This is a genomic window from Lichenicoccus roseus (assembly GCF_005844085.1).
Classification (GTDB): Bacteria; Pseudomonadota; Alphaproteobacteria; order Acetobacterales; family Acetobacteraceae; genus Lichenicoccus; species Lichenicoccus roseus.
In genome coordinates, this window is sequence record NZ_VCDI01000001.1 from 280,519 (window position 1) to 294,540 (window position 14,022).

Sequence of the window (14,022 nt, forward strand, 5' to 3'; positions counted from 1 at the left end):
CTAGGCGGTCAGCCCGACCGCGTCGACGGCGCGCCGCACGCGTTCACGGCTGCTCTGCGCCAGCGGAGCGAGCGGCAGCCGGCAGGTCTCCCCCGCGCGGCCCAGCAGGCTCGCCGCGTATTTGACCGGCGCCGGGTTGCTCTCGACGAACAGTGCGTCGTGCAGTACCAGCAGCCGGTCCTGGATCGCCATCGCGCCCGCAATATCGCCGCGCTTCCAGGCCGCCTGCATGTCGGCACAGGCGCGCGGTGCCACGTTGGCGGTGACGCTGATGCAGCCGACGCCGCCTGACGCCAGGAAGGCGAGTGCGGTGCCGTCCTCGCCCGAAAGCTGGATGAACCCGGGTCCGGCGGCGGCGCGCATCTGCAATGGCCGCAGCAGGTTGGCGGTGGAGTCCTTCACGCCCACGATGTTGGGATGCCGGGCCAGCCGCGCCATGGTCTCGACGCCCATGTCGATCACGCTGCGGCCGGGAATGTTGTAGATCACGATCGGCAGGTCGACGGCGTCCGCGATTGCCAGGAAGTGCAGGTACAGCCCCTCCTGGGTCGGCTTGTTGTAATAGGGCGTTACCACCAGCGCGCCGGCGGCGCCGGCCGCCTTGGCATGTCGCGTGGTCTCGATCGCCTCGGCCGTGCTGTTCGACCCGGTCCCGGCCAGCACCGGCACCCGTCCGCCCGCCGCCGACACCGCGGCATCGATCAGGCGTCGATGCTCGGCGTGGGTGAGCGTCGGGCTCTCGCCGGTGGTGCCACACGGCACCACGCCGCTGGTGCCCTGCGCGATCTGCCAGTCGATGAGCGCCTCGAAGGCGGGCTCGTCGATGCCGGTATCGGGCTTCATGGGCGTGATCAGGGCGGTGATCGACCCCTCGAACATGGTATTCTCCAGGCGACCGGAAGAGACTCGCAAGTTGCGGGCGGGCGCGGCGGCGGACACTAGAGCAGCCTCCCGCTGTTGGGAATGCCGCGCTGGATCGCAGCGAGCTTAGCCGGATTGCAGTTGAACGGGGCCGGCGCAATCTTGAAACTTGCAACGCCGGCGTCTCCCGGACCACCCTTTTATCGGGCCTGGTGAACTCGATGCCGACCGTTGCGCGCAATCTTCTCAAGGCCGGCAGCACGGCCGCCCTCGCCTGCCTGCTGGCGGCGTGCTCGGTCCATGGTGCGCAGTCGCAGGCCCAGTTGCCAGCCACCGCCCATGCCGGACCGGTGCAGGCCGCCACCCTGCAGCTTGCGCAGGCGCAGGCTACCGGGTCCGCCGATCCGGTCGCGACGGAGGTGGCGACCTGGCTGCGGCTGCAGATCGAGGGCGGCGGCACCGCCTCCGAGATCGACGGCTTCCTGCGCGCGCATCCCGACTGGCCCGGCCGCGCGCAGCTCGGCCAGCGCCTGCAGGAGGCGCTCGGCGCCGAGCCCGACGACGGCGTCGCCCGCGACCTCTGCACGACGCATCGCCCGACGATCCCGGCCAGCCTGCTGCGCTGCGCCAACGCGCTGGGCGGCCCGGCCACGACATTGCCTCCCGCAGCCGTCGTCCGCGGACAGGCGGTGCCGCTCAGCCTGGCCAACCTGCCGGCCCCGGTCGCCGATGCGGCACGCGCCGACTGGGTCGATGGCCTCGATGATCCGGTGCAGGAAGCCGAGTTCCAGCGCCTGTTCGGCGCGGTACCGACGCCGTCCGACCAGTGGCGCCGCTTCGACCGGCAGGAATGGTCCGGTTCCCTGGCAGCGGCCGGCAGGCAGCTTCCGCGGCTGCCGGCAGCGCTGCGTCCTCTCGCGATGGCGCGGCTATCGCTGCATCGCGGCGACGCCTCCGGTCCCGGGCTCGCCGCCGCCCTGCATGGCGATCCCGCGCAGGACCCGGCGCTGGCGCTCGACCTCGCACGCTGGCTGCGCCGGCACGACCAGGACGACGCCGCGCTCGCGCTCTGGCGCGGCTCCGCCCTGGCAGCGGAACAGGCAGCGCCGGACGCGCATCGGCCAGCCTACTGGAACGAGCGCGAGGCCCTGGTGCGCGACCTGCTGGCGACGCACCGCGACGCCGAGGCGCTGGCCGTCGCCGACGACAGCCTGCAGGACGCCGCCACAGCCCGGCTCGACCGTGACTTCCTGGTCGGCTGGATTTCGTTGCGCCGCCTGCACGATCCGGCAACGGCGGCTGCACGCTTCGCGACGCTTCCCGCCGGCTCGCACTCGGTCATCACCACCAGCCGGGGCTTCTACTGGCTCGGACAGGCGCTGGACGCGTCCGGCCGCGCCGCCGATGCCACGACCGCATACCAGGCCGCCGCCCGGTATCCGACCAGCTTCTATGGCCAGGCCGCGATCAGCCGCCTCGCCGCCGGTGGCAACGCCCAGGCAACCTTGAACTCCGCTCTGGCCGCCCTGCACGATCCGGCCTGGAGCAGCGGCGACGCGCTCGCCTATGCCGGCCAGGAACTGGCGCGCGCGGCCGCCTTCCTGGTGGCCTGCCGCGATCTGCACCATGCGCGGCTGTTCCTGCTCAGGCTCGACCAGCTGACTACCACCGACACCGGCCACGCCCTCGGCGCCAGCTTTGCCGACGGTCTCGGCCTGCCGGATGTCGCGGTGGCGATCGCGCGCAACGCCGGCAGGCACGGGCTGGTGCTGGTCCGCTCGGGCTGGCCGGCCCCGTACGCGCCGCCGCCCTCGCCCGCGCTGCCGCCCGGGCTGGCGCTCGCGGTGATGCGCCAGGAAAGCAGTTTCGATGCCGCGATCGTAAGCCCGGTGGGCGCGCGCGGCCTGATGCAGCTGATGCCTGCGACCGCGCGCCAGGTCTCCGGCGGCCTCGTCGATGCGGCGGCACTCGGCGATCCGGCGATCAACATGCAGACCGGCACCACCTACCTCGCAAGCCTGCTGCAACGCTTCGGTGGCACCGAGCCATACGCGATCGCCGCCTACAACGCCGGACCTGCCCGCGCGCAGCAATGGAGCGTCGCCAACACGCCCGCCGCCGATGCCTCACCCGGCTCTCCGGCGACGATCGACTGGATCGAGCAGATCCCGTTCGCCGAGACCCGCAACTACGTGCAGCGGGTTCTGGAAAGCCAGGCGATCTACCGCGACCGCGACCCGGCCCCCCGCGCCCGCATCGCACTGGCGTCGCAATCCGGGTCCCGCCAGGGCGGCCAGCCTTGAACCACCGGCCCTGGCCTGCTCCCGCCGCCAGCCGCCTGCCGGTCCTGGTCGCGAGCTTCCTCGGCAGCGGGTTCAGCCGCGTCGCACCGGGCACCTTCGGCACCCTGGCCGCCATGCTGCCCGGCATCGTGCTGTGCCGGCAGCCCTGGATGCTGTGCGCAGCCATCCTGCTCGCCTCCGCTGCCGGCCTGTGGGCGATCCCGCGCGCCTCGGGAGGCGCCGATCATGGCTGGATCGTCATCGACGAGGTCGCCGGGATCTGGATCACCCTGCTCGGCATTCCCAGGCTGCACAGCCTCGCCTGGCCGCCCACCCTTCCCTCGGTGCTCTGGTTCGTCGCCGCCTTCGCGATGTTCCGGCTGCTCGACATCACCAAGCCGGGGCCGGTCGGCTATATGGACCGACGGCACGATGCCGTCGGTGTGATGGGGGATGACATCGTGGCCGGGCTGATCGGCTGCCTGCTGCTTCGGCTGGCCGGCTGGGTTATCCTCTGACATCCATTACGCGGGACGTCCCATGATCGACAACGGCTGTCTGGCGCGGGCGGCGGAGGTGCTGCAGCGCTACCGCACGCGGGGGTTGACGATCGCCACCGCAGAGAGCTGCACCGGTGGGCTGGTCTCGGCCTCGCTGACCCACCATGCCGGGTCCAGCGACGTCGTGCTCGGCGGGTTCGTAACCTACTCCAACGCCCTCAAGCATAGTGCCCTGGCGGTCTCGACCGAGCTGCTCGAGACCCACGGCGCCGTCAGCGGACCGGTCGCGGCCGCGATGGCGGAGGGAGCGCTGTCGGCATCCGGAGCCTCGCGAACCGTTGCGGTCACCGGCATCGCCGGTCCGGGGGGCGGCAGCACGGGCAAGCCGGTCGGTCTGGTGTGGTTCGCGGTGGCCGGCATCGGCAGGCCGACCGTGACCGACTGGAAGGTCTTCGACGGCGATCGTGCCGCCGTCCGGGCGCAGGCGACGGAACAGGCACTCGCGTTGCTGCACCACCACGCAGGAAAGGCGGCGGGAGCATGACCGGATAGATCATGCTCCGCCGCCCGACCGGGATCGCGAGCGAGCCTGCAGCCCGGGCGGGGTGACCGCCGGGCTGCCCGTTGGCAGTTTAGTTCTTTGCCGGAGCGCCGGTGTCCGGGGTCGCGGCCGGCGCGTTGGCAGGGGCCATGGCAGGCGCGTTGCCCGGGGCCATCGTTCCCATCGAACCCGACGACGTGGCCGGAGCCGACATGCCGGTGCCCGGAGCCGCCATCGCGCCACCGGGGGTGCCCGGAGCCGCCATCGCGCCGGAGCCGGCCGGTGCGGCCATTGCGCCACCGGTCGAGGCCGGCACCGCGCCAGCCTTGGCGTTCTGCAGGCTCTGCTCGTTCAACTTCTCGACCTCGGCGTCGCCGGTGCCCTTGCCCATCGCGCCATGATGCTTGCCATGGTGCATGTAGGCGTGGTGGTGGTGGTGCGTCATGCCGGTGCCACCGGTCGACTGAGCCAGAGCCGGAGCGGCGGCCAGGAGAGCCGCGGCGGCCGTTGCGCAGAGAGTGAATTTCATCGAAAGATTCCTTGCTGCCTGATGACCCGACCGCGTTGACCGGGCCACCGGGTTGTAAACGCATCCTTGTCGTGAAGGACGGCACGGGCAGGCAACGAAAACAGGCTGTGGTAGTTGCGCAACAGCGTCAGTATCCGGACCCGGTGCGAACGGGTGATGCGGTCGGGCTCCTCGGAGCCGCCGGCCCGTAGACGTCGCGGGCGCGCTTGAGGAAGGCCCTGACCATCAGCTTGACCGCCTCGTTGAACACCGCACCGATGGCAGCCTGCAGCAGCCGCGAGCGGAACTCGAACTCGACGAAGAAATCCACCAGGCAGCCCTGCGGGTGTTCGGTGAAGGTCCACTTGTTGTTGAGGTAGCGAAACGGGCCGTGCTCGTAGCGGACATGCGCGGTGTGCGGCCGGTCCAAAGCAACCCGGCTGGTGAAGGTCTCGCGGAACGGACCGAAACCGATGGTGAGGTCGGCGAGCAGCTCGTTCTCGACGTGGCTGCGTACCTTCGCCCCCACGCACCAGGGCAGGAACTCCGGATAGCGTTCGACATCTGCGACCAGGTCGAACAGCTGCTCGGGTCGGTAGGAGATCAGGCGGCGTTCGGCATGGGTCGGCATCAGGCGTGCAACGCCAGCCGGCGCGCCCGTTCCGTGCGCAGGGCCACGAAATCCTCGTCCGCGTGATAAGACGAGCGGGTCAGCGGCGTGGCGCTCACCTGCAGGAAGCCCTTGGCGCGCGCCATGCCGGCATAGTCGGCGAACTCGTCCGGGGTCACGAAGCGGTCCACCGCGGCATGCTTCACCGATGGCTGCAGGTACTGGCCGAGGGTCAGGAAATCGACATCGGCGACACGCAGGTCGTCCATCACCTGCAGGATCTCGAGGCGCTGCTCGCCGAGGCCGACCATCAGGCCGGACTTGGTGAAGATGGTGGGATCGAGCTGCTTCACGTCGTCGAGCAGGCGCAGCGACTGGAAATAGCGCGCACCCGGGCGAATGGTCGGATACAGCCGCGGCACCGTCTCGAGGTTATGGTTGAAGACGTCCGGACGCGCCGCGACCACCACCTCGAGCGCGCCTGGCTTGCGCAGGAAGTCCGGCGTCAGGATCTCGATGGTGGTGCCGGGCGCCGCCGTGCGGATCGCGCCGATCACCGCCGCGAAATGCGCAGCCCCGCCATCACGCAGGTCGTCGCGGTCCACCGAGGTGATCACCACATGGCGCAGGCCGAGCTTGGCCACCGCCTCTGCGACGCGACCGGGCTCGCCGGCATCGAGCGCCTCGGGCTGGCCGGTGCGCACGTTGCAGAAGGCGCAAGCCCGCGTGCAGATCTCGCCCATGATCATCATGGTGGCGTGGCGCTGCGACCAGCACTCTCCGATGTTCGGGCAGGCCGCCTCCTCGCACACGGTCACCAGCTTGTGCTCGCGCATCAGCGCGCGGGTCTCGTGGTAGACAGGATGGTTCGGCGCGCGAACCCGGATCCAGTCCGGCTTGCGCTGGATCGGGTTGTCCGGCCGGTTCGCCTTCTCGGGGTGACGCAAGGAAGCCGCCGGCGCGCGGTGGTCGATCAGCAGCCGGGTGGAGGACATGGGCAACCTTTGCTTCGGGAGAGCCAGGCCTAGAAGTGGATAACCTGGTCGTAAGCGTCCAGTACCGCCTCGTGCATGGTCTCGCTCACTGTCGGATGCGGGAACACGCTGTGCATCAGCTCCTGCTCCGTAGTCTCCAGGGTGCGTGCGATCACGTAGCCCTGGATCATCTCGGTGACTTCGGCCCCAACCAGGTGCGCGCCGAGCAGTTCCCCGGACGCGCGGTCGAACACCACCTTGACCATGCCCTCCGGCTCGCCCATCGCGATCGCCTTGCCGTTGCCGACGAACGGGAAGCGACCGACCCGGATCTCGTGCCCGGCCGCCTTGGCACGCGCCTCGGTGAGCCCGACGCTGGCGATCTGCGGCCGCGAATAGGTGCAGCCGGGGATGTTGCTCCAGTCGATCGGGTGGACGTCCTTGCCGGCAAGCTTCTCGACGCACACTACGCCCTCGTGGCTCGCCTTGTGCGCCAGCCACGGCGCACCGGCGAGGTCGCCGATGGCATACACGTTGGGCTCGCCGGTGGCGCAGAACGGGTCGATCGTCACATGGGTCTTCTCGACCACCACCCTGGTGCCCTCGAGCCCGAGCCCCTCGACATTGCCGACGATGCCGACCGCCGAGATCACCCGGTCGACGATGAAGGTCTCGCTCTTGCCGCCTGCCTCCACGGGTACCGTCACGGTGCCGTTCTCCTTGACCAGCGTGCCGAGCTTCGCACCGGTCAGGATGCGCATGCCCTGCTTCTCGAACGCCTTGCGGGCGAAGGCGCCGATCTCCTCGTCCTCCACCGGCAGGATGCGGTCGGCAACCTCGATCACCGTCACCTCGGCGCCCATGTTGCGGTAGAACGAGGCGAACTCGATGCCGATCGCGCCGGAGCCCACCACCAGCAGCCGCTTCGGCATGCTCTTCGGCACCATCGCTTCGCGGTACGACCAGATGAACTCGCCATCCGGCTCCAGGCCGGGGATCGTGCGGGCGCGCGCGCCGGTCGCCAGGATGACGTTCTTTGCGGTCAACGCGGTATCGGGGGAGCCGTCCTTGCTCACCTTGACCCGGCGCAGGCTGCCCTCGACGCCGTCCAGCGCGGCGTTGCCGTCGAACACCGCGACCTTGTTCTTCTTCAGCAGGTGGCCGACGCCGGACGCCAGCTGCTTGGCCACCGCACGCGAGCGCTTCACCACCTTGTCGAGGTCGAAGCGGATGTTGTCGGCGGAGAAGCCGAACTCGCCGAGATTGTGCAGCAGGTGGTTGATCTCGGACGAGCGCAGCAGCGCCTTGGTCGGAATGCAGCCCCAGTTCAGGCAGATGCCGCCGAGATGCTCGCGCTCCACCACGGCGGTCTTCATGCCGAGCTGCGACGCGCGGATGGCGGCGACGTAGCCGCCCGGTCCGCCGCCGATGACGATCAGGTCGAAGGAGGTATCGGCCATCCGCTCAGACTACCAGGCTCATCGGGGATTCCACGACGGACTTGAACACCGACATCCACTCTGCGGCGAGCGCGCCGTCGATGACACGATGGTCGACCGACAGCGTGCAGGTCATCACGTTGGCGACCTCGATCCTGTCGCCCGACCGCACCACGGCGCGCTTCTCGCCGGCAGCCACCGCCAGGATCGCGCCCTGCGGCGGATTGAGGATCGCCGAGAACGACTTCACCCCGAACATGCCCATGTTGGAGATCGAGAACGAGCCGCCCTGGAACTCCTCCGGCTTCAGCTTGCCGTCGCGGGCGCGCTTGATCAGGGCCTTCGCCTCGTTGCTGATCATCGACAGGCTCTTCACGTCGGCCCTGGTGACGATCGGCGTGATCAGCCCATCCGGGATCGAGACCGCGACCGCGATGTCCACGTCGTCGTACTGGATGATCGCCTCGTCGGTGTAGGAGGCGTTCACCCGCGGCACCCGGCGCAGCGTCACCGCGGCCGCCTTGATCAGCATGTCGTTGACCGACAGCTTGAAGGTGCCGGGGCCCTCCTTCGGCGAGGAGGCATTCAGCTCGGTGCGGAGTGCCAGCAGCCGGTCCAGCTCGACGTCGATTGAAACGTAGAAGTGCGGGATGAATTGCTTGGCTTCCGACAGCCGGCGCGCGATCACCCGGCGCACGTTGCTGTTCGGGATCTTGGTGTGCGGCGCGGTGATCGGCACCGGGGCCGGTCTCGCAGGCGTAGGGGCTGCGGCCAGCGCCGCGGAGGCGGGCGCTGCAGCCGGCGCCTTAGCCTCGGGAGCCTTCGTTGCAGGTCCTGCCTTCTGCGCCGCTTCGACGTCGGCGCGGATGATGCGTCCGTTCGGGCCGCTGCCCGGGATCGATGCCGGATCGAGCCCGGCCTCTTTGGCGAGGCGCTTCGCCAGCGGCGAGATGAACACCCTGCCGCCGGCAGCCGGGGCCGCGGCGGCAGCCGGCGCGGCGGGGGCTGCCTCGTGTGTGACCGGGGCCGGCGGCTGCGTCGGATTGCTCGCCTCGGCAGCGGGCACCGGCGGCTTGGACTTGGCAGCAGGTGCCGCCGCATCCGGCACCGCCTCGCCGTCGTCCACGATGATGCCGATCGGCTGGTTGACCTGCACGCCCTCGGTTCCGTCGGCGACCAGGATGCGGCCGAGGATGCCCTCGTCCACTGCCTCGACCTCCATCGTCGCCTTGTCGGTCTCGATCTCGGCGATGACGTCACCGGAGGCGATGGCGTCGCCTTCCTTCTTCAGCCAGCGCGCCAGCGTGCCCTCGGTCATGGTGGGCGACAGCGCCGGCATCAGGATGTTCACGGACATCGTCAGGCGTTCCTCAGACCAGCTTCTTCACGGCATCGACCACCCAGTCGGGCTGCGGCAGGGCCAGCTTCTCGAGGTTGGCGGCATACGGCAGCGGCACGTCCAGCCCGTGCACACGCACCGGCGGCGCGTCCAGCCAGTCGAACGCGTGCTCGATCACCTGCATGGAGATCTCCGCGCCGATGCCGGCATAGGGCCAGCCCTCCTCGACCGTCACCAGCCGGGAGGTCTTCTTCACGCTCTCGATGATGGTCGCGGTGTCCAGCGGACGCAGGGTGCGCAGGTTGATCACCTCCGCGTCGATCCCCTGCTCGGCCAGCAACTCGGCCGCCTTCAGCGCCACGCCGACCATGATCGAGAAGGCGACGATGGTGACCTGGGTGCCGGTGCGCTCGATCTTAGCCTTGCCGATCGGCAGCACGAAGTCCGGGTCGGTCGGGCATTCGAAGCTCTGCCCGTACAGGATCTCGTTCTCGAGGAAGATGATCGGGTTGGGGTCGCGGATCGAGGCGCGCAGCAGGCCGAGCGCGTCCGCCGACGAGTACGGCGCCACCACCTTCAGCCCCGGCACATGCGCGTACCAGCTCGCATAGCACTGGCTGTGCTGGGCGGCGACGCGCGACGCGGCACCGTTCGGGCCGCGGAACACGATCGGGCAGCCCATCTGGCCACCGGACATGTACAGCGTCTTGGCCGCCGAATTGATGATCTGGTCGATCGCCTGCATGGCGAAGTTGAAGGTCATGAACTCGACGATCGGCTTCAGGCCGGTCAGCGCCGCACCCACCGCCATGCCGGTGAAGCCGTGCTCGGTGATCGGGGTGTCGATGATCCGCCGCGCGCCGAACTCGGCGAGCAGGCCCTGGCTGATCTTGTAGGCGCCCTGGTACTCGGCGACCTCCTCGCCCATCAGGAACACGTCGTCGTCGGCGCGCATCTCGATCGCCATCGCGTCGCGCAGTGCCTCGCGCACGCTGAGGCTCCTGGTCTCGCCCCAGTCCTTCTCGGGCTCGACACGCGCAAGCGCCGGCGTGCGCTCCTCGGAGGCGCGGTCGGCGATCTCCTTGGGGCCGGCGCCCTCGGCGGCGACCTTGGGCAGCGCCGGGCTCTCGGCCTTCGGCGGCTCCGCCTTGCTTTCGGCGGCGGAAGCATCCTCGCCCTCGCCGAGCAGCACCGCGATCGGCGCATTCACCGCCACGTTCTCGGTGCCTTCCTCGACCAGCAGGCGGCCGATGGTGCCCTCGTCGACGGCCTCTACTTCCATCGTCGCCTTGTCTGTCTCGATCTCGGCGATCACGTCACCGGCGGACACGGTGTCGCCGACCTTCTTCAGCCAGCGCGCCAGCTTGCCTTCCGTCATGGTCGGCGACAGCGCCGGCATCAGGACCTGGGTCGACATCGCTCAGGCCTCCACCAGGATGTCGGTCCAGAGCTCGGAGGCATCCGGTTCCGGGCTCGACTGCGCGAACTCGGCCGCGTCGGTCACGATGGTCTTGATCTCGTCGTCGATCTTCTTCAACGCCTGCTCCTCGACGCCCTGGCCGAGCAGGGCATGGCGCACCCGCTCGATGGCGTCATGCGTGCGACGCATCTCGTCGACCTCGTCGCGGGTGCGATACTTGGCAGGGTCGGACATCGAGTGGCCCCGGTAGCGGTAGGTGGTCATCTCCAGCAGGAAGGGTCCGTTGCCGGCGCGGCAATGCGCCACCGCCTGCTGGGCGGCGTCATGCACCGCCTCGACATCCATGCCGTCGACCTGCAGGCCGGGGATGCCCCACGGCTCGCCGTTCTTGTACAGCGCACGCGACGCCGACGAGCGCTCGACGCTGGTGCCCATGCCGTAGCGGTTGTTCTCGATCACGAAGATGCAGGGCAGCTTCTGCAGGGCGGCGATGTTGAAGCTCTCGAACACCTGGCCCTGGTTCGAGGCGCCCTCGCCGAAATACGCTACCGAGACCTCGTCGGAGCCGCGGTAGCGGTTGGCGAAGGCGAGCCCGATGCCGATCGAGACCTGCGCGCCGACGATGCCGTGGCCGCCGTAGAAGTTCTCCTTGCGGGAGAACATGTGCATCGAGCCGCCCTTGCCGCGCGAATAGCCGGTGGCGCGGCCGGTCAGCTCGGCCATCACGCCGCGCGCCTCCATGCCGGTCGCCAGCATGTGGCCGTGGTCGCGATACGAGGTCACCACCTTGTCGCCCGGCTTGAGCGCCATCTGCACGCCGGTCACCACCGCTTCCTGGCCGATATAGAGATGGCAGAAGCCGCCGATCAGCCCCATGCCGTAGAGCTGGCCGGTGCGCTCCTCGAAGCGCCGGATCAGCACCATGGTGCGATAGGCCTTCGTCAGCTGCTCCGGCGTCATGGCGGGGCTGTTGCGCCCGTGGTCGCCCGGCTTTGCGGACACCCCGAGTTCAGCCGAGGCATTGGCGGGTGCCGGGCCCTGTATCTTGGAAGACTTGTTCACGGGCACGTCCCTTCCTGCCTCGGATCGATCTGGTCTCTGATATCGGTGCGGCCACCGGACTTCTGCACCACCCGCATCGCCTCGATGCGCATGCCGCGATCCACCGCCTTGCACATGTCGTAAAGCGTCAGCGCCGCGACGCAAGCCGCCGTCAGCGCCTCCATCTCGACGCCGGTCGGGCCGGTGGTCCGCGCCCGCGCCACGATCTCTATCGCAGCACCGTCCTCCGACGCCACCAGATCGACCGCGACCGACGACAGGCTGAGCGGATGGCAGAGCGGGATCAGCTCCGAAGTGCGCTTGGCCGCCATGATGCCGGCGATGCGGGCGGTCGCCAGCACGTCTCCCTTCGGCATCCGGCCGGCCAGGATCAGCTCGAGCGTTGCCGGCTGCATCGACACCCGGCCACGCGCGGTGGCGTCGCGCCTGGTGTCGGGCTTGTCCGAGACATCCACCATCACCGCGCGACCGGCTTCATCCAGATGGGTGAGCCGCGGCTCCCCGTCGCCTGTCGGAATGGCCATCCCTCAGATCGGTCCGAGCAGGGCGCGGGCGGCGGCGCCGGCGTCGGGCTGCCGCAGCAGGCTCTCGCCGACCAGGAAGCAGCTGGCCCCGGCTTCGGCCAGGCGCAGCACGTCGGCACGCGAGGTGATGCCGCTCTCGGCCACCACGATGCGGTCCGGCGGCACCTGCGGGGCCAGTTCCAGGGTGGTGGCGATGTCGGTGCGCAGCGTCCGCAGGTTGCGGTTGTTGATGCCGATCAGGGTGGTCTCGAGCGCCAGCGCCCGGTGCAGCTCGGTCTCGTCATGCACTTCCACCAGCACGTCGAGATCCACCAGCCGCGCTAGGCCGAGCAGGTCGGCGGCACGGTCGTCGTCGATCGCCGCCATGATCAGCAGGATGCAGTCGGCGCCGATCAGCCGGCTCTCGTAGATCTGCCAGGGCTCCAGCATGAAATCCTTGCGCAGCGCCGGCAGCGAGGTCGCAGCCCGCGCCGCCTGCAGGTCGGCGACATGACCCTGGAAATTCGGCCCCTCGGTCAGCACCGACAGGCAGGCGGCGCCGGCCTGCTCGTATTCGCGGGCGATGGCGGCGGCATCGAACTGCGGCCGGATCAGGCCGGCGGACGGCGACGCCTTCTTGACCTCGGCGATCAGCCCGACCTCGCGCTCGGCGGTCTTGAGCTTCAGGGCGTTCCCGAAGCCGCGCGGGCGCTCCTCGATGTCACGCAGCCGCGCCTTCAGCTCGCGCAGCGGCAGGCCGGCCATGCGGCGGGCGACCTCGTCGCGCGTCTGCACGCAGATGCGGGCCAGGATGTCGGACGCAGCATCGGTCAAGTTCGGTCGTTCCTGTCCCTCAACCTGCATCGCATCCGGTCCAGCACGGCCATCGCGCTGCCATCGTCCAGGGCGGCGGCCGCCTCGGCGACGGCGTCGCGCAGATCCTGTTCGAACCGCGTGGGCACGGCGGGCGGGGCGGCGACCGCTCCGGTCAACCGCCTCCCGCCTGCACCCTGTCCCGCCGGGAACATGTTGCCTCCGCGAGCGACACGCAAGGCTGCGGCGGCATTCAGCAGCACGGTATCGCGGTAGGCCCCGGGGGCACCGCCGAGCAGCGCCTCCAGCGCACGCGCGTTATGGGCCGCGTCACCGCCGGCGATGGCGGAAACCGGCGCCGGTCGAAGGCCGGCCATGGCCGGTGTGATCGCCAGTTCGTGGATCACGCCGTCCTCCAGCGCCACCACCCGGCTCGGACCGGCCAGGGTCAGCTCGTCCAGGCCGCTCGCCGTCCCCCGGTCGATCGTTCCATGCACCGCCCAGACGCGCTCGGAGCCGAGCCGGTGCAGCGTCTCCACCACCGGCAGCAGCCAGCGCGCATCGTAGACGCCGACCAGTTGCCGCTTCACCGAAGCCGGGTTGCAGAGCGGGCCCAGCAGGTTGAACAGCGTCCGGGTGCCGAGTTCGGCGCGCACCCCCGCCGCATGGCGCAGCGCCGGGTGATGCGCCGGCGCCGACAGGAAGGCGAGCCGGTGCCGGGCAAGGTCGCCCTCCAGCCCTGCCACGTCGGCGGTCTGCGCCACGCCGAGCGCCGCCAGCACGTCCGACGCCCCGGAGCGCGACGACAACGCCCGGTTGCCGTGCTTGGCCACCGGCACGCCGAGGGCCGCGAGCACGAAGGCCACCGCGGTCGAGATGTTCAGGGTGCCCTGGTTGTCGCCGCCGGTGCCGCAGACGTCGATCGCCCCGGTCGGCGCTGCGATGTGCAGCATGCGCCGGCGCATCGCCCGCACCGCGCCGGTCAGCTCGGCCACGGTCTCGCCGCGGACGCGCAACGCCATCAGCAGGCCGGCGACCTGGGCCGGGGTCGCCTCGCCCGCCATCACCAGCTCGAAGGCAGCCTCGGCCTGCTCCTCGTCCATCGCCTGCCCGGTGGCGACATGCGCCAGCATCGGCTTCAGGCCGGTCGCACTGGCGGAGAAGCTAGTG

General features: G+C 70.0%; 14 protein-coding genes. 3 read left to right on the forward strand and 11 right to left on the reverse strand.

Translation table 11 applies throughout. The features are described 5' to 3' along the window. Positions 1-891, reverse strand: a complete 891-nt coding sequence (gene dapA, locus FE263_RS01235) for a 4-hydroxy-tetrahydrodipicolinate synthase (protein WP_138324866.1) — start codon at positions 889-891, stop codon at positions 1-3. A 191-nt stretch (positions 892-1,082) separates the two neighbouring features. Between dapA and FE263_RS22440 the strand changes: the two genes are divergently transcribed. Genes FE263_RS22440 through FE263_RS01250 form a run of 3 tightly spaced genes read left to right on the forward strand, consistent with a single transcriptional unit; the run spans position 1,083 to position 4,187 of the window. Next, positions 1,083-3,164 carry a lytic transglycosylase domain-containing protein gene (locus FE263_RS22440; RefSeq protein WP_138324136.1) on the forward strand — a complete coding sequence of 694 codons (2,082 nt, stop codon included), beginning with the start codon at positions 1,083-1,085 and terminating at the stop codon, positions 3,162-3,164. Next, on the forward strand, positions 3,161-3,661 hold the full coding sequence (locus FE263_RS01245) for a phosphatidylglycerophosphatase A family protein (protein ID WP_240758931.1): 501 nt from the start codon (positions 3,161-3,163) through the stop codon (positions 3,659-3,661). The genes FE263_RS22440 and FE263_RS01245 overlap by 4 nt, the downstream gene beginning before the upstream one ends. A gap of 22 nt (positions 3,662-3,683) precedes the next feature. Next, the gene (locus FE263_RS01250; RefSeq protein WP_138324138.1) at positions 3,684-4,187 is read left to right on the forward strand and encodes a CinA family protein; all 504 of its coding nucleotides are present in this window, start codon (positions 3,684-3,686) and stop codon (positions 4,185-4,187) included. Positions 4,188-4,275: 88 nt separating this feature from the next. Here FE263_RS01250 and FE263_RS01255 read toward each other — a convergent pair whose 3' ends face one another. The 10 genes from FE263_RS01255 to trpD all read right to left on the reverse strand — a co-directional run bounded on the left by FE263_RS01255 (position 4,276) and on the right by trpD (position 13,985). Further along, on the reverse strand, positions 4,276-4,713 hold the full coding sequence (locus FE263_RS01255) for a hypothetical protein (protein ID WP_138324139.1): 438 nt from the start codon (positions 4,711-4,713) through the stop codon (positions 4,276-4,278). Positions 4,714-4,840: 127 nt separating this feature from the next. Next, on the reverse strand, positions 4,841-5,323 hold the full coding sequence (locus FE263_RS01260; RefSeq protein WP_138324140.1) for a type II toxin-antitoxin system RatA family toxin: 483 nt from the start codon (positions 5,321-5,323) through the stop codon (positions 4,841-4,843). Beyond that, complete coding sequence (lipA, locus tag FE263_RS01265) at positions 5,323-6,297, reverse strand: lipoyl synthase (protein ID WP_138324141.1); 975 nt, start codon at positions 6,295-6,297, stop codon at positions 5,323-5,325. Before lipA ends, FE263_RS01260 begins: the two co-directional genes overlap by 1 nt. A gap of 29 nt (positions 6,298-6,326) precedes the next feature. Then, positions 6,327-7,736 (reverse strand): dihydrolipoyl dehydrogenase, encoded by a 1,410-nt coding sequence (gene lpdA / locus FE263_RS01270; protein ID WP_138324142.1) that lies wholly within the window; start codon positions 7,734-7,736, stop codon positions 6,327-6,329. 4 nt (positions 7,737-7,740) lie between these two features. Continuing rightward, a complete protein-coding gene (locus tag FE263_RS01275) occupies positions 7,741-9,072 on the reverse strand; it encodes a pyruvate dehydrogenase complex dihydrolipoamide acetyltransferase (protein ID WP_138324143.1) in 1,332 nt (443 codons plus the stop codon). A gap of 13 nt (positions 9,073-9,085) precedes the next feature. After that, on the reverse strand, positions 9,086-10,471 hold the full coding sequence (locus FE263_RS01280; RefSeq protein WP_138324144.1) for a pyruvate dehydrogenase complex E1 component subunit beta: 1,386 nt from the start codon (positions 10,469-10,471) through the stop codon (positions 9,086-9,088). Positions 10,472-10,474: 3 nt separating this feature from the next. Next, entirely contained in the window at positions 10,475-11,434 is a 960-nt protein-coding gene (gene pdhA / locus FE263_RS01285) for a pyruvate dehydrogenase (acetyl-transferring) E1 component subunit alpha (RefSeq protein ID WP_138324867.1), read from the reverse strand. Positions 11,435-11,532: 98 nt separating this feature from the next. Beyond that, on the reverse strand, positions 11,533-12,060 hold the full coding sequence (gene moaC / locus FE263_RS01290; RefSeq protein WP_138324145.1) for a cyclic pyranopterin monophosphate synthase MoaC: 528 nt from the start codon (positions 12,058-12,060) through the stop codon (positions 11,533-11,535). Positions 12,061-12,063: 3 nt separating this feature from the next. Beyond that, the gene (gene trpC / locus FE263_RS01295; RefSeq protein ID WP_138324146.1) at positions 12,064-12,903 is read right to left on the reverse strand and encodes an indole-3-glycerol phosphate synthase TrpC; all 840 of its coding nucleotides are present in this window, start codon (positions 12,901-12,903) and stop codon (positions 12,064-12,066) included. Further along, the gene (gene trpD, locus FE263_RS01300) at positions 12,870-13,985 is read right to left on the reverse strand and encodes an anthranilate phosphoribosyltransferase (protein WP_138324868.1); all 1,116 of its coding nucleotides are present in this window, start codon (positions 13,983-13,985) and stop codon (positions 12,870-12,872) included. Before trpD ends, trpC begins: the two co-directional genes overlap by 34 nt. Between the last annotated feature and the right edge of the window lie 37 nt (positions 13,986-14,022).